Genomic DNA, 19,310 nt, shown 5'->3' with positions numbered 1-19,310 from the left:
TAACCGTCTGCGGTGCAATGTCGGCCCCGCAAGAGACGGAATCATCATGGCCGAGGACTTTGTCCCTTCCCCCCACCCCCTCACCCCACCCCGAAGCGACGAGGATTGGCTGTGGTGGCTCCGTCTCTTGCGCTCGCGGCGCGTCGGCGCCACCACCTTTCACCGGCTCATGGCCGAGCATGGCTCGGCGGATGCAGCGCTGGCCGCATTGCCGGAGGTGGCGCGCGCCGCCGGGGTCAAAGACTATTCCCCTTGCAGCCGCGAACAGGCTGAAGCCGAGCTTGAGGGGGGGCGCCGCGCCGGCGCCCGCCCGATTGCCTTCGGCGCTGCCGACTACCCCCCCCTTCTCGCGCTCATTCCCGATGCCCCACCGATTCTCTGGGTCATGGGGCGCGAGGAGCTTCTGCGTCGCCCGATGGTTGCTCTCGTGGGCGCGCGCAACGCCTCGAGTCTTGGCGCGCGCATGGCCCGACGCCTTGCCACCGGGCTTGGCGAGGTGGGCATCGTTGTTGTCTCGGGGCTTGCCCGCGGCATAGACGCCGCGGCCCATCTGGCGGCGCTCGAAGCCGGAACCGTGGCGGTGATGCCCGGCGGTGTCGATGTGATCTACCCGACGGAAAACGCCACGCTGGCGCAGGAGATTGCCGAGCGCGGGCTGCGCATTTCCGAGCGACCGCCCGGTGACCAGCCATTCGCCCGGCACTTTCCGGCGCGCAACCGCATCATATCGGGCCTCGCGCAGGCGGTGCTCGTGGTCGAGGCGGCAGCGCGATCGGGCAGCCTGATCACGGCGCGCGGGGCGCTCGATCAGGGGCGCGAGGTGCTGGCCGTGCCGGGCCATCCCTTTGATGCGCGCGCGGCCGGATGCAACATGCTGATCCGCGACGGCGCCACGCTGGTACGCGGCATCGACGACGTTCTCGAGGCGCTCGGCCTGCAGGCTCTCCCCTTGCCGGCCTCCGCAACGCCCGGAAGGCAGGCGCAGGTCGGGGAGCAGGAGAGCGCGGCACTTGCACGGTCGCGCGCGCGGCGCGTGGCGCGGACGCTGGCCATGCCGACAGGCCCCGAACCGACGGCTCGCTCAAAGGCGTCACTGAGCGGCACCGCGCCGCAGATGGCGCCTCGCTCCGCCGGCGCCGGCGGGGATGCCGGGACGGATGACCCGAAAGCGGGGCGCGGCGCGGCGGCCAACCTCGCCGAAACCGCCGCGCTCCACCGCGCCATCCTCGACCGGCTCGGCCCGAGCCCCCTTGCCGAGGATCAGCTCATACGCGACCTCGCCCTCCCCGCCGCGCGCGTCACGCCGGAGCTCGTCGCGCTCGAACTCGAGGGGCGCATCCAACGCCAGCCGGGCGGCCTTTTGAGCCGGGTGGACTGAACGCGGCCGGGGCCTTGCGCCGGCATCCGGCGGAGCGAGCGCGCGGCGATACCGAAGGCGCGGCTGCCTGTGCGGCGGCACAATAGCGCGGGCGGGTCGCCCGGGACCGCCCGTGGCAGCGGGGGAAAGAGCGTGCCGCCGGACAGACCCCGACCCGCATGGCGCCCGCCGCCGCGGAGCCCGCCGCCAACCGTTTCGGTGGCTCTTCGGCGCCCTGCCTCTGAGCACTGCTCATTGACATTGCCGGGCTGCCGCCCACATGGTGCGCGCCCAATCGCATCCAGCCCCGAGGCAAGGAGCCCCATGCCCATCGTCGTCGTCGAATCGCCCGCCAAGGCTAAGACCATCAACAAGTATCTTGGCAGCGGCTATCAGGTGCTCGCTTCCTACGGCCATGTGCGCGATCTGCCGGCGAAGGACGGCTCGGTCGACCCCGACCACGACTTCGCCATGAAGTGGGAGATCAACCCTGAGAGCCGCAAGCACGTGAAGGCGATTGCCGACGCGCTGAAGGAGGACAACGCGCTCATTCTCGCCACCGACCCCGACCGCGAGGGCGAGGCGATCAGCTGGCATCTCACGGAGGTTCTGCGCGCCCGCCGGGCGCTGAAGAAGGACACCGCCGTCTCGCGTGTGGTGTTCAACGCCATCACCGAGCGCGCGGTCACCGAGGCGATGAAGGCGCCGCGCGACATCGACATGCCTCTTGTCGAGGCCTATCTCGCCCGCCGCGCGCTCGACTATCTCGTGGGCTTCAAGCTCTCGCCGGTGCTCTGGCGCAAGCTGCCCGGCGCGCGTTCGGCGGGGCGGGTGCAGTCGGTGGCGCTCAGGCTCATCGTCGAGCGGGAGATGGAGATCGAGGCCTTCGTCCCGCGCGAATACTGGACGGTGAAGGCGGTTCTCGTCACTCCGCGCGGCCAGGAATTCGAGGCGCGGCTGACGCAGCTCGCCGGCCGCAAGCTCGACCGCTTCGACATCGCCGATGCCACCGCCGCCGAGCTTGCCGTGAAGGCCGTCGAAAGCCGGCCGCTCGCCGTGTCCGAGGTCGAGGCGAAGCCCGTCACCCGCAACCCCGCGCCCCCCTTCATGACGTCGACGCTCCAGCAGGAAGCGAGCCGCAAGTTCGGCATGGGCGCGCGGCAGACGATGAATGCCGCGCAAAGGCTCTATGAGGCCGGCCTCATCACCTACATGCGCACCGACGGCATCGACATGGCACCCGAGGCCGTCGCCGCGGCGCGCGAGGAGATCGGCGCGCGTTACGGCAAGGACTATCTGCCGGCAAAGCCCCGCATTTACCACAACAAGGCCAAGAACGCGCAGGAGGCGCATGAGTGCATCCGGCCCACCGACATGAGCCGCGATGTCTCGAAGCTGCGCATCGCCGACCCCGACCAGCGCAAGCTCTACGACCTGATCTGGAAGCGCACGCTGGCAAGCCAGATGGCCTCGGCCCGGCTCGAGCGCACCACCGCCGACATTGCCAGCCCCGACGGGCAGGTCGTTCTGCGCGCCACGGGCCAGGTGATGCTCTTTGACGGCTTTCTGAAGGTCTATGAGGAAGGCCGCGACGACGACGCGGTGGAGGAAGCCGACCGCAGCCTGCCCCAGCTCAACACCGGCGAGCCCGTGGAGAAGCGCACGGTGACCCCCGAGCAGCACTTCACCCAGCCGCCGCCGCGCTACACCGAGGCCACGCTCGTCAAGCGCATGGAGGAGCTCGGCATCGGCCGGCCCTCCACATACGCCTCGATCGTCTCCACGATTCAGGAGCGCGAGTATGTGCGCAAGGAGAAGGGCCGGCTGATCCCCGAGGACAAGGGCCGGCTGGTGACGGCCTTTCTCGTCACCTATTTCGCCAAGTTCGTCAGCTACGACTTCACCGCCGAGATGGAGGAGGAGCTTGACGAGATCTCGGCCGGGCTGCGGGACTGGCACGAGGTGCTGCGCGCCTTCTGGCGCGAGTTCAAGGCCCATCTCGACGAGACCGCCGATCTGCGCATCTCCGAGGTGCTCGAGAAGATCGACGAGGTGCTCGCGCCACATCTCTACCCCCCGCGGCCCGACGGCAAGGATCCGCGCCTGTGCCCGGCCTGCGGCGAGGGGCGGCTGTCGCTGAAGACCGCCCGCTCGGGCGGCGCCTTCATCGGCTGCTCGCGCTATCCCGAATGCCGCTACACGCGCCCCTTCGGTCCGCCGGGGCTGGAGGAGGAGAACGACCTTGGGCCGGAGGGCAGGCTTCTCGGCTATGACGGGGAGGATGCGATCTGGCTGAAGACGGGGCGCTTCGGGCCTTACGTGCAACGCGGCGAGGCGACGGAGGAGAACCCCAAGCCGCCGCGCGCCTCGCTGCCCAAGGGCTGGGATCCGGCCGACATGACGCTGGAAAAGGCGCTGAAGCTCCTCAGCCTGCCGCGCGTCATCGGCCCCCATCCCGAAGATGGAGAGCCGGTCGAGGCCGGCATCGGCCGCTATGGCCCTTACGTGCGGCACGGGCGCACCTATGCCAGTCTGGCGGATGTCGACGAGGTGTTCGAGATCGGCATGAACCGGGCGGTGGAGCTTCTCGCCCAGAAGGCCGCGCGTGGCGGGCGCGGGGCGGCGGCAAAGCCCATCAAGGAGCTCGGCGAGCATCCCGAGAAGGGCGGCGCGGTGAACGTGATGAGCGGCCGCTACGGGCCGTATGTGAAATGGGAGAAGGTCAACGCCACCCTGCCCAAGGGGGTGGAGCCCGAGGCCGTGACCATGGAAATGGCCGTGGAGCTCATCGCCGAGAAGGCGACGAAGGGAAAGAAACGCCCCGCACGCGCCGGCAAGAAGGCCTGAGCCGCCGCCCCTTCCTCCGGCCCCTGCCGCGGTGCGGCGAATTGACAGGCCCCTTCCCCTCGTCGCATGTAACGGGCGAGGAACAAGGAGGATCCCCTTCATGCAGAAGGTCTACCCATCCGCCGCCGCGGCCCTCGAGGGGCTGCTCTTTGACGGCATGTTCATCGCCGCCGGAGGCTTCGGCCTGTGCGGCATTCCCGAGAACCTGATCGCCGCGATCCGCGATTCGGGGGTGAAGAATCTCACCGTCGCGTCCAACAACGCCGGCGTTGACGATTTCGGCCTCGGGCTTCTCCTGCAGACGCGGCAGATCAAGAAGATGATCTCGTCCTATGTGGGCGAGAATGCCGAATTCATGCGCCAGTACCTCGCCGGCGAGCTGGAACTGGAATTCAACCCTCAGGGCACGCTTGCCGAGCGCATGCGCGCGGGCGGGGCGGGCATTCCCGCCTTCTACACGCCCACGGGCGTCGGCACGGTGATTGCCGAGGGCAAGGAGCACAAGGAGTTCGACGGGCGCACCTACATCCTCGAGCGCGCCATCGTCGCCGATCTTGCCATCGTCAAGGCCTGGAAGGCCGACACCACCGGCAACGCCATCTTCCGCAAGACCGCGCGCAACTTCAACGTGCCCGCGGCGACCTGCGGCAAGGTCTGCGTGATGGAGGTGGAGGAAATCGTCGAGCCCGGCGAGATCGACCCCGATCACGTGCACCTGCCCGGCATCTACGTGCACCGGCTGGTGCAGGGCACCTTCGAGAAGCGCATCGAACAGCGCACCGTGCGCGCGGCCTGAGAGGAGGAAACGTCATGCCCTGGACACGCGACCAGATGGCGGCCCGCGCCGCGCAGGAGCTCGAGGACGGAATGTATGTAAACCTCGGCATCGGCATCCCGACGCTGGTGGCCAACTACATTCCCGAGGGCATCCATGTGACGCTGCAGTCGGAAAACGGGATGCTGGGCATCGGCCCCTTCCCGACCGAGGACGAGGTCGACCCCGATCTCATCAACGCCGGCAAGCAGACCGTCACCGAGCTGCCGCATACCTGCTATTTCGACAGCGCCACGTCATTTGCCATGATTCGCGGCGGCAAGATCGCCATGGCGATTCTGGGCGCCATGGAGGTTTCCGAGAAGGGCGACCTCGCCAACTGGATGATCCCCGGCAAGCTCGTCAAGGGCATGGGGGGTGCGATGGACCTTGTCGCGGGCGTCCGCCGGGTGGTGGTGGTGATGGACCACACCAACAAGGCGGGCGAGCCGAAGATCCTCAAGGAATGCACCCTGCCGCTCACCGGCAAGGAGGTGGTGGACCGGATCATCACCGATCTCGGCGTCTTCGACATCGCCCATCACGGGCTGCAGATCGTCGAGCTTGCGCCCGGTGTCACCCGCGACGAGGTGGTGGCCAAGACCCGCGCGACGATCGTCTGAGCACGGCCGGGCAGCGCGCCGACATCGACACGGGCGGGGGCCGGGTGCCTCCGCCCGTGCCTGTCTGAAGGCCGGTTTTTGGGGCTGATTGCGGCGGCCTGCTTGGCGGCGGCGCGCAGCGTGTGCGTGCCAGAGAAAATTTTTCTCGTTTTGAATCAATGGACTATCAAGTTTTCACGGAATTTTCGGCAGAAACCAAAAAAGAACCGTTGACGCCAAATTCCTGCCCGAATCCGGGAGCCAAATGCACTCATCCGAAACGGGAACGAGGCCAGACGCCCGGAGCCGTTGAGGGACGTGAAGACTGAAGTGCAAACCAGAGGGACAGGAACATGTTCAACTTCATCAAGAACTTCAAGCGCGACGAGGATGGTGCGGTGACCGTTGACTTCGTGGTCGTGACGGCTGCGGTCGTGGGCCTCGGCATTGCGGTTCTGGCCACGCTGGCTGATGGGGTAATCGATACCGCCGTGAAAGTCGGAAACGAACTTGAGACCAAGACGACGGCGAACGAATATAAAGCCGTCACCGACAACTGATCCGCCGAAGGATTCTCCGGCGTCACCGGAAAGGGCCGCGCCACATGGGCGCGGCCTTACTCGGTTTTCGCAACATCGCAAACAAAGTTTCCGAAATTTGCCCTTGCTCTCCAGAAAACTGATCGTTCGGCGAGCCGTTCTTGCCACACGCTGTCCCCATTTGGGCACAGTTGATCCGGAGACTTCCGAGCGCGACCACGCAAGTCTGCGGCGACCACGAGCGCTTCCCCCGTGTTGCAGCGGGGATCGGCGCACCAAACAGCCCGAAGGGGAATTAGATGAGCAGTTTCCTTGAATTCATCGAAAGTGACGCTGCGGGCGTTTCCGCCGAATTCATCGTCGTCGCCGCCGGCACGGTGGCCCTGGGCCTCGCCGTCATGGCAACCCTTGCCGATGGCATGATCGACGCATCGGCGGCCGCCGGCGGTGAGCTGGAGTCCCGCGCCAGCATCTCCTACGGTTCCATCGTCGACTGAACAGTGCCACCGAACCGCTTTCTCTCGCCCATCATTTTGCCGCAATGCCCGGCAACACTCTGTTGCCAGGACGGCCGCACGAGACGGCCGCGCGGAACCTTCGAGGAGCATGCAGATGCGAGCGATATTCCTACTTGTCCTCCTGCTGGGCGTCGGGCTCGCCGGCGGCGCGGTCTACATGGCGAACGGCTACATCAGCCAGTATCAGGCGCAGCTCGAGCGCGAGCGCGCCGCCCGCGCCAAGATCGTCAAGACGGTTGACGTGTATGTCGCCAAGGAGAGCCTGCGCTACGGCGATCCGATCACGCCCGACAACGTGATCGCGGTGAAATGGCCCGAAAACGCCCTGCCCGAGGGCGTGTTCACCGACCTCGAGGCGCTGTTTCCCGAAGGCGCCGAACGCCCGCGCACCGCATTGCGCGCCATCGAGAAGTTCGAGCCGCTGCTGCCGGTGAAGATGACCGAGCCGGGCGAGGATGCCGGGGTTGCCTCGCGTCTCGGCGCCGGCAAGCGTGCCTTCGCGATTTCCGTCGATGTCGCAACGGGCGTCTCCGGCTTCCTGCGCCCCGGCGACAGGGTTGACGTCTACTGGACGGGCCGCCCGCCGCTCCGGAGCGGCGGCGAGCGTGGCGGCAGCATCACCAAGCTGATCGGCTCGAACATCAGGCTGATCGCGGTGGACCAGATCGCGGACAGCGATCGCGCAAGCCCCACCATTGCCCGCACCGTCACCGTGGAGGCCAGCCCCGAGGAGGTCGCCCGCCTCGCGCAAGCGCAGAGCACCGGCAAGCTGTCGCTGGCGCTGGTCGGGGTGCGGGACGAAACGGTTGTCTCCGGCGTCGAGATCGATCAGCGCGAGCTTCTCGGCATCGAGGACGCACCCGAACCGGTGGAGGAGGTGGACGTGGCAGAGACCGAACCCGAGGTCTGCACGATCCGCACGCGACGCGGGTCGGAAGTTGTCATCACCGAGATCCCGTGCACGAACTGATCGGGCAGTCGCGAATCGCCCCGCCCCGCTCCCGGTCGCACCGGGGGCGGGGCTTTGCCGTGCGGGACGGGGCTTTCTGTTGCCCGCGCTCCACATGAATTTTGTCCGTCAACCCGATGTTTCTTGCCCGATTCGCGGTTTTCCGGCATGATCCCCCGAAACCGGGCGCATCAGATCCGGCCAGGCAGGTGATCAGAGAGGCAGGGTCACATGAAAATCGCGAGCTTCCTTTGTGCGGGCCTTCTCGGCCTGTCCGTTCTCTTTTCCACCGCCCCGCCCGGCATGGCACAGTCCCTGCGCGTGCTGGCGGGAGATCGGGCGGCGCGGCTCAACGTGCCGATGAACCGCGCGGTCGTGGTTGAAAGCGAGCGCCCCTTCGCCGAGCTCAGCATCGCCAACCCCAACATCGCCGACATCTCCACCCTGTCGGACCGGACGATCTACGTTCTGGGCAAGTCCGCCGGGCGCACTACGCTCACCCTTCTCGGCGCCGATGGCGGGCTGATCGGCAATGTCGAGGTGCATGTCACTCCCGATATCGCCGAGTTCAAGGAGCGGCTGCAGCAGATCCTGCCCGGCGAGAAGATCGAGGTGCGCACCGCCAATGACGGCATCGTGCTTTCGGGCACGGTTTCCTCCATCGCCAAGCTCGACCGGGCGCTGGAGCTTGCCGAGCGCTACGCGCCCGACCGCGTGTCGAACCTGATGACGGTGGGCGGCACCCAGCAGGTGATGCTGAAGGTGCGTTTTGCCGAGATGCGCCGCTCGGTGACCAAGAGCCTCTCCTCCTCGCTCGCCGCGAACGGCACCGCCTTCGGCGGCGGGCTTTCGGTGCTTGGCGGCACCGGGCAATATTCATCGAACACCAATGTCAGCGCCGTGTTCGACGGTGATCCCGCGACGCTGCCGAGCTACTCGGGCGAGTCCACGGGGCGCTTCGGTTTCGGCTTCAACGTCGGTGGGCTGCAGTTCGAGATGCTTCTCGAGGCGCTCGAGAGCAAGGGCATGGTGCGCATGCTCGCCGAGCCCAACCTCACGGCGCTTTCCGGGCAGGAGGCAACCTTTCTCGCCGGCGGCGAATACCCGATTCCGGTGGTCAATTCGGACGGCGGCATATCCATCGAGTACAAGCCCTTCGGCGTGGAGCTTTCCTTCATCCCGAGGGTCGTCGATGGCGACGTGATCAATCTCGAGATCAAGGCCGCCGTCTCGGCCATCGACACGACCGTGACGGTGCAGAACGCGGGCTTCGCCGTGAACGGTTTCTCCAAGCGGGAGACATCGACCACGGTCGAGATGCGTGACGGCGAAAGCTTTGCCATCGCCGGGCTCCTGCAGGACGATTTCGCCAACCTCAAGGGCCAGGTGCCCTGGCTTGGCGACATCCCCGTTCTGGGCGCGCTGTTCCGCAGCGCCGAATATGCGCGCAATCAGAGCGAGCTCGTGATCCTCGTCACCCCGCATCTCGTCACGCCCGTTGCGGGCGAGGCGCTGGCGCTGCCCACCGACCGGGTCCGCCTGCCCACCGAGACCGAATTCTTCCTCTTCGGCGACATCGGCGGGCGCGCCACGCCCCGCAAGGGCGGCGCGGCCGAGGTGGCGCGCCAGGATTTCGAAGGCAGCTACGGCTATGTGATGGAGTGACGGGCATGAACAGAAATGCGATCCTCCGCCCCCTCCGCCTTGCCGCGTTGAGCCTGCTTGGCGCCACCACCCTCGCCCTTTCTGCGTGTGACCGCAGCCCGGACTGGGCGCGCGAACTCGGAGCGAGCGCCGATGAAGGCGGTTTCGGCGCCCCGACGCGCAACAATACCGAGATCATGTCGGGCGAGCGCGACTATGTTGTCGCCCTGGGCGAACGCTTTGCCCGCGAGGTTCCGACGACCATCACCTTCGAGTTCGACAGCGCCCGTCTCACGCCCGAGGCGATCGCGATCCTCCGCCAGCAGGCCGACTGGATAAAGCGCTTCCCCGAGGTGCGCTTCCGCGTCTACGGCCACACCGACAAGGTCGGCTCGGAGGCCTACAACCGCCAGCTCGGCAAACGGCGGGCTGAGGCCGTGGTGGACTTCTTCGCAAGGCAGGGCATCAGCCGCAGCCGGCTCGAGGCGCTCGTGAGCTACGGTGAAGATCGACCGCTGGTCTATACCGAGGGCCCCGAGGAGCGGAACCGGCGGACGGTGACCGAGGTCTCGGGCTTCGTCAAGCGGCACCCGACGGTGATGAACGGCAAGTACGCCGAGATCGTCTTTCGCGAATACGTTGCCTCGGCGACCGCAAAACCGACTGTCGAAGCACAGGAAATCGCCTCGGGCGGCTGATTGCGGAAAGCCTGACCGGCCCGCTGCGGCCCGCCATTCCGGCGGGCCGTTTCGCATTTTCGCGCCGTTCTGCAGGATCGAACATTTGGTGCGATTTGGCCCCAATGTTGCCCAGTTCTCCGGTGATTGTCGTCGATCGGAGAGGCAGCCCCGAGAATCTTCATCGGGAAGGCCCCACCGGGTCGGCCGCAGCACTCGCGGACCGCCCCGGCATGTGGAGTAGTGAGGTACGAGCATGAGCGTTGCTGCGTCCGACAACCGAGCGGCACCTGAGATCAAGGCCTGCACGATCTCGCGCGACGTTCAGAAATTCGATCTTCTGATCGAGGACATGGAGGCCGAACTCGGCGAGGCCTGGGGCGACATCACCATCGAGGAAGCCCGCGCCTTCCTCTCCCAGCCGGAGGCGAGAAGGCTCGAATTCGTGGCCATCGCCATCGACGATCAGGACGAGGAAAACCTCGCCATGGTCGCCGATGTCATCCTTGCTGCCGAGGAGGCGGGCGTTGACGTCATCCTGATTGCCGAGGAAGTCAGCCCGATCGCGCTCCATCAGCTGCTGCGGCTCGGGGCGAAGGAGTTCGTCCCCTACCCCCTGCCCGAGGGTGCGCTGCATGAGGCCATCGAACGGCTGCGCGCCCCGGCCCCGGCCGCGGTGGCTGCGTTTCCCGCGGCTCCGGCCGCCGCACGCGCCAACCGTGACGGCGTGGTGATCGCGGTGCACGGGATCGCCGGCGGCGTTGGCGCGACGACATTCGCTGTCAATCTCGCCTGGGAGCTGGCCTGTCTCGAGGGCACGCCACCGCCCAAGGTGTGTCTGATTGATCTCGATCTGCAGTTCGGCTCGGTTGCGACCTATCTCGACCTGCCCCGCCGCGAGGCGGTTTTCGAGCTTCTCTCCGACACCGCCGCGATGGATGCCGATGCCTTCAGCGCCGCGTTGACGGTGTTCCAGGACCGGCTGAGCGTGCTGACCACCCCGACCGATGTCGTCCCGCTCGACATCATCACCTCCGAAGATGTCGAACGGGTGATCGAGATGGCGCGCTCGCTGTTCGATTACGTCGTCATCGACATGCCGACGACCCTGGTGCAATGGACCGAGGCCGTCCTGTCCGGGGCACATGTCTATTTCACGCCGGTCGAACTTGACATGCGCTCGGCGCAGAACGTGCTGCGGCTCGTGCGGGCCCTGAAGCAGGAGGAACTGCCCTACGAGAAGCTGCGCTTCGTCCTCAACCGCGCACCGAAATTCACCGATCTGACCGGCAAGGGCCGGGTCAAGCGCATGGCCGAGAGTCTCGAGATCGCGCTTGAGGTGCAGCTCCCCGACGGCGGCAAGCCGGTGACGCAGAGCTGCGACCATGGCCTGCCGCTGGCCGAGACCGCGGCCAAGAATCCGCTGCGCAAGGAAATCCAGAAACTCGCGCGACAACTGCACGCACATCATATGGCCGAAACCGACAAGGCTGCATGAGGGGGCAGAGGATGTTCTCGCGTTACAGGAAGACCAGCTCCAAACCCGCAGTCACCGCCGGCGCCGCGCCGGCCGAGACCGCGGCTGTTCGAGCCGCCGCCGCGGCACCGGCCGCCGAGCCCGCGGCGCCGACAACTCCGAAGCAAGCCGCGGCACCGGCCGCGCCCCGCCCGAGCACCACGCGCGCCGGCACGCATCGCGCCCCGGCACAGCCGGTGCCGGAGGACAAGGAGCGCAAGCGCCGTCAGAGGCTTCTCGAAATCAAGACCGAGATGCACCGGAGGCTGCTCGACCAGCTCAACCTCGCCGCGCTCGAGCACGCCAAGGAAGCCGAGCTGCGCGCCGAGATCAACGCCATCACCGCCGAGTCGCTCGAGGAAATGGGCGTGGTGCTCAACCGGGAGGATCGCGCCCAGCTCATCCAGGATCTCATCGACGAGGTCATCGGCCTCGGCCCGCTCGAGCCGCTGCTGAAGGATGACACCGTCTCGGACATCCTCGTGAACGGGCCTTACCAGGTGTTCGTGGAGCGCAACGGCAAGCTCGAGCTTTCCGACGTCACCTTCAAGGACGAGCGCCACCTGATGCGGATCATCGACAAGATCGTCTCGGCGGTGGGCCGGCGCGTCGATGAATCCAACCCCTACGTGGACGCCCGCCTTGCAGACGGCTCGCGCTTCAACGCCATGGTCCCGCCGATCGCGGTGGATGGCTCGCTCGTGTCCATCCGCAAGTTCAAGAAGGAAAAGCTTTCGGTTCAGGATCTCATCCGCTTCGGCGCCTTCTCCGAGGACATGGCGATGTATCTCGAGGCGGCGGTGGCGACGCGGCTCAACATCATCGTCTCGGGCGGCACCGGCTCGGGAAAGACCACCACGCTCAACGCGCTTTCCTCCTTCATCGACCCCTCCGAGCGCATCCTGACCATCGAGGACACCGCCGAGCTTCAGCTTCAGCAGCCCCATGTCGGCCGGATGGAAAGCCGCCCACCGAACGTCGAGGGCAAGGGTGCGGTGACACAGCGCGACTGTCTGCGCAACGCGCTGCGCATGCGTCCTGACCGCATCATCGTCGGCGAGACGCGCGGCGAGGAGGTCATCGACATGCTGCAGGCCATGAACACCGGCCATGACGGCTCGATGACCACGATCCACGCCAACTCGGCCCGTGACGGCATCTCGCGGCTCGAGAACATGGTGGCCATGGCCGGCATCGAGATGCCGCTCAAGGCCGTGCGCAGCCAGATCGCGAGCGCGGTCAACCTCATCGTGCAGGCCAGCCGCCTGCAGGACGGCTCGCGGCGGATGGTCTCCATCACCGAGATCACCGGCATGGAAGGGGACGTGATCTCGATGCAGGAGATCTTCCGCTTCCAGCGCCTCGGCATCGAGCCGAACGGCAAGATCATCGGCCAGTTCACCGCGACGGGGATCCGGTCACATTACTCCAACCGGTTCAAGCAGTGGGGCTACGACCTGCCGCCCTCCATCTTCGAGCCCACAGTGACGATCTGAGCCATGACCCTGTCGATCGAACCTTTCATCTACGGCCTGATCTTTCTGGCGGTGCTGGCGCTCGTCGAGGGCATCTACCTGATGGCCTTCGGCAAGACGATCAGCCTCAACAGCCGGGTCAACCGCCGCCTGCGCATGCTCGAGAAGGGGGTGGGGCGCGAACAGGTGCTCGAGCAGCTGCGCAAGGAGATGAGCCAGCACCTGAAGTCGCAGTCCATCCCCATCTACTCCATCCTTGCGGCCAAGGCGCAGAAGGCAAATCTGGCCTTCTCGCCGGCCCAGCTCGTGATGATGATGTTCCTCGTCTCGGGCGTGGCCTTCGTCGGCCTGACGGTGGGCACCGGCGCCAGCCTGCCGGTAAGGCTGCTCGTCGCCGTCGGAATGGGCGTGGGCGGCATCTATCTGTGGGTGGCGAGCAAGGCCAAGAAGCGCATCAAGCTGATCGAGGATCAGCTGCCCGACGCCATCGAGCTGATGGTGCGCAGCCTGCGCGTGGGCCATCCCTTCTCGGCGGCGCTTGCCATCGTGGCGAAGGAGATTCCCGACCCGCTCGGCACCGAGATGGGGGTGATCTCCGACGAGGCGGCTTACGGGCGCGACGTGGGCGAGGCGCTCAAGGCGATGGCCGAGCGGCTCGACATGCAGGACTTGCGTTTCCTCGCCGTGGCCGTGTCGATCCAGCAGCAGTCGGGGGGCAACCTTGCCGAAATCCTGGCCGGCCTGTCGGACGTGATCCGCCAGCGCTTCAAGCTTTTCCGCAAGGTGGCGGCGATCACCGCGGAGGCGAAGTGGTCGGGCAAGTTTCTCTCGGGCTTTCCTCTCGTGGCGCTCGCGGGCATCAACGTCGCCCAGCCCAACTACTACGACAAGGTGATGGAAACGCCCGTGTTCATCCCGGCCTGTTTCGTGGTCGGCGGGTTCCTGATTGCCAACCTGGTGGTGATGCGCATGCTCACCAACATCAAGGTCTGACCGGAGGGCGTGCCGATGCTCACACCGCTTGTCACCCCGAAGGCTGCAGCAATGGCCAGCACGCTCGGCACCTTCGGGCCGATCATCCTCGCCGGGGTTCTGGGCATCCTGCTCATCGCCCTTGCCGTCCCGATCATGCTCAAGGAGCGCTCCGACCCGCTCAACAAGCTCAAGCAGGCGCGGGAAGGAACGGCGCGGGGCGAGGGGCCGCGCCTGCGCCACGCCGACAGGAAGGACAAGCTCGAGCGGTTCTCGCACTTCCTCGAGCCGCAGGACGAGGAGAAATACTCCGCCGTGCGCATGGCGCTCATTCGCGCCGGCTACCGCACCAAGTCGGCGGTGCGGATCTTCTATTTCGCCCAGCTGACCCTCGCGCTCGGCGCGCTTGTGGTCGGGCTCGTCTACATCCTGTTTCTCGCCGCCACCAGTGACGAGCCGATCGGGACGCCGCAGATCATGATGGCCGCCCTGCCCGCGCTCATCGGCTACATGGCGCCCAAGCGCTGGATCGCTTCCCGCGCGGAAAAGCGGCAGAAACAGATCATCGAAGGCTTTCCCGACTCGCTTGACCTGATGCTCGTCTGTGTCGAAGCCGGACAGTCCTTTGACCAGGCCGTGATGCGGGTGGCGCGCGAGATGCAGACGGCCTACCCTGCGCTCAGCGAGGAGTATCAGCTGATCAGCTACGAGATAAAGGCCGGCAAGGAGCGCGCGAGCGTTCTGCGCGACTTCGCAGAGCGCGTCGGCGTGCCGGACGTCTCCAGCTTCGTGACCGTGCTGATCCAGTCCCAGACCTTCGGCACCCCGATCTCGGAGTCGATCCGGGTGTTTTCGGCGGAGATGCGCGACAAGCGGCTGATGCGCGCCGAGGAGGCGGCAAACAAGCTGCCGACTAAGATGACGCTGATGACCATGGCGCTGACCGTGCCGCCGCTCATGGTTATCCTCGTCGGGCCATCGGTCTATGACATCTACCTGACTCTGAACTCGGGCGGTGTACCCGTGGGACGCTGAGCATGCAGGCGCTGTTTGCGGCCCGTCTCGCCCTGTGCGCGATCATCGTCGCGGCCCTCACGGGCTGCGACGATCCCGTTCAGCGCCTGATCGAGGAAAACGGCCCCTATGCACCGACCGGCACGCCGGCGCGCGGCGAAGCGGTCGATGCGCTCGTCGTCGGCCACCGGCTCATGGCCGCGGGAGAATACGAGCTGGCGCTTGATGCATACCATCGCGCCGCTCTCGAGCATGGGCTGACTGCCGAGGTGCTCACCGCAATCGGCTCGGCCGAGCTGAAGCTCGGGCGGCTCGGGCAGGCCGAGAGGCATCTGCGCCTGGCCACGCAACGCGACGAGGGGTTTGTCCCGGCCTGGAACAATCTCGGCGTCGTGCTGATGGAAAGGGGAAACCACGCCGAGGCCGTTCATGTCTTCCGCAAGGCATTCGCGCTCGATGCCGGCAGCACGCCACAGATCAGAGAAAATCTGGCCCTGGCACTCGCTAAACAGGAAAATCCGGGTTATGATGACCAAAACACAGGCAAACCGGCCCTCTTGCGCCGTGGCGAGGGAGACTACCTTCTTCTCGCCCCGGATTGAGGGCCGATCGGGCAGTAGGGACAGAAGGCTTATGCGGCAGGGCAGGCTTGTGGGGCTTCTTCTGTGCGGCACGCTCGCGCTTGCAGGCTGCACGCGAGGAACCGACGCGGACGTGGAACGCGCGATGGACGCGGTCAACGTCATCGACGAAAGCAATCTCGGCGACATCATGCTGACCGTGGCCGATCCCGAAGAAGCGGTGGCCTACTTCAGCCGTTCGCTGCGGGAGCACCCCGGCCGGATCGACCTCGAGCGCGGGCTTGCCAAGTCGCTTGTGCGCGCCCGCCGGCCCGAGGAGGCGGTGAAGGTATGGAAGCGGGTGATGGAGCACAAGGAGGTCACCGACGAGGATCGCGTCGACTATGCGGATGCGCTCATCCGCGTTGGAGACTGGGAGCGCGCCGAGGCCACGCTCAACTCCGTGCCCCCCACCTACGAGACCTACAAGCGCTACCGGCTCGAGGCAATGGTGGCCGACTCCAACCGCGACTGGAAGCGCGCCGACGCCTTCTACGAGACGGCCGCGGGTCTGACCACGAAGCCCGCCGCCGTTCTCAACAACTGGGGCTACTCCAAGCTCACCCGCGGCGACCATGCCGAGGCCGAGCGGCTGTTTCTAGAGGCGGTCAAGGAAGACCCCTCGGTCTTCACCGCCAAGAACAACCTCGTGCTGGCCCGCGCCGCGCAGCGCAAGTACACGCTGCCGCCGATCCCGATGACCCAGGTCGAGCGCGCCCAGCTTCTGCACACCATGGCGCTCGCGGCGATCAAGCAGGGCGACGTGAACACCGGCAGGACGCTTCTCGAGGAGGCGATCGAGACCCACCCGCAGCATTTCGAGGCGGCGGTTCGGGCGCTGCGCGCGCTCGAGTCGAATGCAAGCCTCTGAGCGGTCATGGCCCTGACCTTCTGGGAATCGGCGCTGTTTCTGCCCTTCGTGCTGCCCATCTGCCTTTGGGTGGCGATGAGCGACCTGAAGCACATGAAGATCCGCAACAAGGCGGTGCTCGCTCTTGCGGCCGTGTTCCTTGTTCTCGGTCTCTTCGCCGTGCCGCTGGCCGAATACCCATGGCGCGTGGCACAGATGCTGGGGGTTCTGGTGGCAGGCTTCATCGCCAACGCGCTCAGGCTCCTCGGGGCAGGCGACGCCAAGTTCGCCGCCGCCATGGCCCCTTTCGTGCCCGCGGCTGACGCGCGGCTCTTCTTGATCCTGCTGGCAGTGGTGATGCTGGCGGCCTTCTTCACCCACCGTGCCTTCCGCGCCATGCCGCGGTTTCGCGCGCTGACCGCTGACTGGGCCTCATGGAGCTCGCAGAAGTTTCCCATGGGCCTGGCGCTCGGCCCCTCGCTCGCCTTCTACCTCGGGCTCGGACTGATCTTCGGTGCCTGACCCTTTCGCTTTCACCGTCATTCCCCGAAGCGTTCCCGATTTTGCCACAGTGCAGCGACAGTTTCGGCACCGTGGTTCCGCCCGGGTCCGCCGCGTGATGTCGCGCGCAATGTTAAGGGAGAGCAACGGGATGAACATGCACAGCGGTACCGTCTTCGCGCCACCGCCGCCGAAGACGCTGGAGGAAACGGGCCTGAGCCCGGTGATGCTGCGCGACATGCTGCTCAAGACCATGTTCCGCCGCAGCCTCGACACCGCGGGCCAGCTCTCGCGCGCGCTCTGCCTGCCGCTCGTGCTCACCCAGGAGCTCATCGACACCACCCGCCGCCAAGGGCTCGTGGAGGCCACCGGCACGCTGCACGCCAATTCCGGCGGCGAGATGGGCTATCAGCTCACCGAAGCGGGCAAGGCGCGGGCCCAGGACGCACTTGCCCAGTCGGAATATTTCGGCCCCCTGCCCGTGCCGCTCGATGACTTCGCCCGACAGGTCAAGCGCCAGTCCATCCGCAACATCCGCATCACGCGCGAGCAGCTCACCCGCGCCATGGGCCACCTGGTCCTGCCGCCGGAGCTCATCGGCCAGCTTGGCCCCGCGGTCAGCTCCGGCCGCTCGATCCTGATGTATGGGCCACCGGGCAACGGCAAGTCGTCGATTTCCAACGGGATCCGAGACGCGCTGGGTGACCACATATACGTGCCCCACGCGGTGGAGTACGGCGGGCAGGTCATCACCGTCTATGACCCCATCGTGCACACCGCCGTGCCGGAAGATGAGCAGGATCCGAACGCGCTGCGCCTCCGCGGCACGCGCCATGACCGCCGCTACATCCTGTGCGAGCGGCCCACGGTCATCACCGGCGGCGAGCTCACGCTCGAAATGCTCGACCTCGTCTACAACCCCGTGGCCCGCACCTATCAGGCGCCGTTGCAGATGAAGTCCACCGGCGGTGTCTTCATCGTCGACGACCTCGGCCGGCAGAAGGAGCCGCCCCAGGCGCTCATCAACCGCTGGATCGTGCCGCTCGAGGAGGGCAAGGACATTCTCGCGCTGCAATCGGGCGAGAAGTTCGAGGTGCCCTTCGATACGCTGGTGATCTTCTCGACCAACTTCCACCCCAACGAGATCTTCGATCAGGCGGCGCTGAGGCGGATCTTCTTCAAGATCAAGATCGACGGGCCTTCGAAGCGCGACTTCCTGAAGATCTTCGCGCTGGTCGCGCGCAAGAAGGGGCTGCCGCTCGACGAGGAATCGCTGGTGCACCTTCTGGAGAACAAGTATCCCACCATCGGCAACGTCTATGCCAACTACCAGCCGGTGTTCCTCATCGACCAGATCATCTCGATCTGCGAGTTCGAGGGCATTCCCTACCAGATGACGCCGGAACTCGTTGACCGCGCCTGGGCGAACATGTTTGTGAAGGACGAGCATATCGTGAAGTAGCGCCCGGCAGCCCCGGCCCCGCCACCCCGGCTTCAACGATTGCGCAGGGCCGCGAAATCGGCCAGCCTTGGGCCGGTTTCAAACTCGGGCGGGTGTTCATGGGGGACGCGCTTTCGGGGATCGGTATAGCCGGCTGCGGGCGGATGGGCGCGCCGATGCTGCGCGCGCTGCGCACGGCGGGCTTCGATGCCCGCGGCTTCGACATCCGCCCGCCCGCCGACTACGGCCCCCTTGCCCCGGCGATGACGGACGATCCGGCAGCCTTCGCCCGCGGCCTGCGTATCCTCGTCACGGTGGTCCGCGACATCGCCCAGACCGAGGCGCTGCTCTTCGATGCCCAGCGCATGATCGAACGCGCCGACGAGCTCGAGGCTCTTGTCATCTCCTCCACCCTCAGCCCGCGCTGGCTCGCGCGCCTGCCTGCCCGCCTGCCTGCGCGCATCGCGCTTGTCGATGCGCCCATGTCGGGGGCGGCGGTTCGTGCCGAGCGGCGCGAGCTTAGCTTCATGCTGGGCGGCGATAAAGCCGTGATCGACCGGCTGATGCCGCTTTTCGAGGCGATGGGAAGCTCCTTTCACCGTATGGGGGCTTTCGGTGCCGGCATGCAGGCAAAGGTGCTGAACAACCTGCTCGCCGCCTCGCACACGGCGATGACGCGGCTGGTGCTCGAGTGGGCCGATGCTGCCGGGATTGACGAGGCCGCGATTCTTCGGCTCATCCACGCCTCCTCGGGCCAGAACTGGTTTGCCTCCGGTTTCGACGAGATCGAGTTTGCCCGCGACGGCATGGGCCATGACAACACCATCGGCATTCTGGTCAAGGACGTGGAAAGCGCGCTCGACGCCGCGCCAGAGGGCGCCGCGACCGATCTGCCGCGCGCGGTTCAGGCGGCGCTGGCCGCGCTCCGTCCCCGGCGGTGATTGCGATTCGCGCGCGGGCGCGCTAGGCGGCGG

Annotated in this window: 18 protein-coding genes; all 18 read left to right on the top strand. The window is 66.5% G+C overall.

All coding sequences use genetic code 11. The features are described from left to right. Positions 1-46 precede the first annotated feature (46 nt). The 18 genes from dprA (at position 47) to BLQ14_RS07540 (ending at position 19,277) form a co-directional block, all read left to right on the top strand. Entirely contained in the window at positions 47-1,378 is a 1,332-nt protein-coding gene (gene dprA, locus BLQ14_RS07630; protein WP_245657008.1) for a DNA-processing protein DprA, read from the top strand. Positions 1,379-1,681: 303 nt separating this feature from the next. Then, a complete protein-coding gene (gene topA / locus BLQ14_RS07620; RefSeq protein ID WP_092499816.1) occupies positions 1,682-4,204 on the top strand; it encodes a type I DNA topoisomerase in 2,523 nt (840 codons plus the stop codon). A 100-nt stretch (positions 4,205-4,304) separates the two neighbouring features. After that, positions 4,305-5,000, top strand: a complete 696-nt coding sequence (locus BLQ14_RS07615; RefSeq protein ID WP_092499814.1) for a CoA transferase subunit A — start codon at positions 4,305-4,307, stop codon at positions 4,998-5,000. A 14-nt stretch (positions 5,001-5,014) separates the two neighbouring features. Further along, complete coding sequence (locus BLQ14_RS07610; protein WP_092499812.1) at positions 5,015-5,641, top strand: 3-oxoacid CoA-transferase subunit B; 627 nt, start codon at positions 5,015-5,017, stop codon at positions 5,639-5,641. 332 nt (positions 5,642-5,973) lie between these two features. Continuing rightward, positions 5,974-6,180 (top strand): Flp family type IVb pilin, encoded by a 207-nt coding sequence (locus BLQ14_RS07605; RefSeq protein WP_092499810.1) that lies wholly within the window; start codon positions 5,974-5,976, stop codon positions 6,178-6,180. A gap of 278 nt (positions 6,181-6,458) precedes the next feature. Then, positions 6,459-6,656: a hypothetical protein gene (locus tag BLQ14_RS07600; protein WP_092499808.1), complete on the top strand. Its 198-nt coding sequence runs from the start codon at positions 6,459-6,461 to the stop codon at positions 6,654-6,656. Positions 6,657-6,771: 115 nt separating this feature from the next. Beyond that, positions 6,772-7,647 (top strand): Flp pilus assembly protein CpaB, encoded by an 876-nt coding sequence (gene cpaB / locus BLQ14_RS07595; protein WP_092499806.1) that lies wholly within the window; start codon positions 6,772-6,774, stop codon positions 7,645-7,647. Positions 7,648-7,857: 210 nt separating this feature from the next. Further along, positions 7,858-9,291 (top strand): type II and III secretion system protein family protein, encoded by a 1,434-nt coding sequence (locus tag BLQ14_RS07590; RefSeq protein WP_092499804.1) that lies wholly within the window; start codon positions 7,858-7,860, stop codon positions 9,289-9,291. Positions 9,292-9,296: 5 nt separating this feature from the next. Next, a complete protein-coding gene (locus BLQ14_RS07585) occupies positions 9,297-9,968 on the top strand; it encodes an OmpA family protein (RefSeq protein WP_092499802.1) in 672 nt (223 codons plus the stop codon). Between the two features lie 235 nt (positions 9,969-10,203). Beyond that, a complete protein-coding gene (locus BLQ14_RS07580; RefSeq protein ID WP_092499800.1) occupies positions 10,204-11,445 on the top strand; it encodes a CpaE/TadZ family protein in 1,242 nt (413 codons plus the stop codon). A gap of 11 nt (positions 11,446-11,456) precedes the next feature. Continuing rightward, positions 11,457-12,959, top strand: a complete 1,503-nt coding sequence (locus BLQ14_RS07575; RefSeq protein ID WP_092499798.1) for a TadA family conjugal transfer-associated ATPase — start codon at positions 11,457-11,459, stop codon at positions 12,957-12,959. Between the two features lie 3 nt (positions 12,960-12,962). Then, complete coding sequence (locus tag BLQ14_RS07570; RefSeq protein ID WP_176759532.1) at positions 12,963-13,931, top strand: type II secretion system F family protein; 969 nt, start codon at positions 12,963-12,965, stop codon at positions 13,929-13,931. 51 nt (positions 13,932-13,982) lie between these two features. Continuing rightward, complete coding sequence (locus tag BLQ14_RS07565) at positions 13,983-14,945, top strand: type II secretion system F family protein (RefSeq protein WP_092500215.1); 963 nt, start codon at positions 13,983-13,985, stop codon at positions 14,943-14,945. Between the two features lie 2 nt (positions 14,946-14,947). Beyond that, positions 14,948-15,526, top strand: a complete 579-nt coding sequence (locus tag BLQ14_RS07560; protein WP_092499796.1) for a tetratricopeptide repeat protein — start codon at positions 14,948-14,950, stop codon at positions 15,524-15,526. A gap of 31 nt (positions 15,527-15,557) precedes the next feature. Beyond that, positions 15,558-16,415: a tetratricopeptide repeat protein gene (locus tag BLQ14_RS07555; RefSeq protein ID WP_092499794.1), complete on the top strand. Its 858-nt coding sequence runs from the start codon at positions 15,558-15,560 to the stop codon at positions 16,413-16,415. Between the two features lie 6 nt (positions 16,416-16,421). Further along, positions 16,422-16,916: a prepilin peptidase gene (locus tag BLQ14_RS07550; RefSeq protein ID WP_092499792.1), complete on the top strand. Its 495-nt coding sequence runs from the start codon at positions 16,422-16,424 to the stop codon at positions 16,914-16,916. Positions 16,917-17,046: 130 nt separating this feature from the next. After that, positions 17,047-18,357 (top strand): ATPase, encoded by a 1,311-nt coding sequence (locus tag BLQ14_RS07545; RefSeq protein WP_092499790.1) that lies wholly within the window; start codon positions 17,047-17,049, stop codon positions 18,355-18,357. A 98-nt stretch (positions 18,358-18,455) separates the two neighbouring features. Continuing rightward, the gene (locus tag BLQ14_RS07540) at positions 18,456-19,277 is read left to right on the top strand and encodes an NAD(P)-dependent oxidoreductase (RefSeq protein ID WP_092499788.1); all 822 of its coding nucleotides are present in this window, start codon (positions 18,456-18,458) and stop codon (positions 19,275-19,277) included. Positions 19,278-19,310 lie beyond the last annotated feature (33 nt).

Source organism: Meinhardsimonia xiamenensis, from assembly GCF_900102905.1.
GTDB classification, from domain to species: domain Bacteria; phylum Pseudomonadota; class Alphaproteobacteria; order Rhodobacterales; family Rhodobacteraceae; genus Meinhardsimonia; species Meinhardsimonia xiamenensis.
The sequence above is the reverse complement of the archived record's forward strand: the minus strand, read 5'-3'. Positions and strand labels throughout refer to the sequence as shown.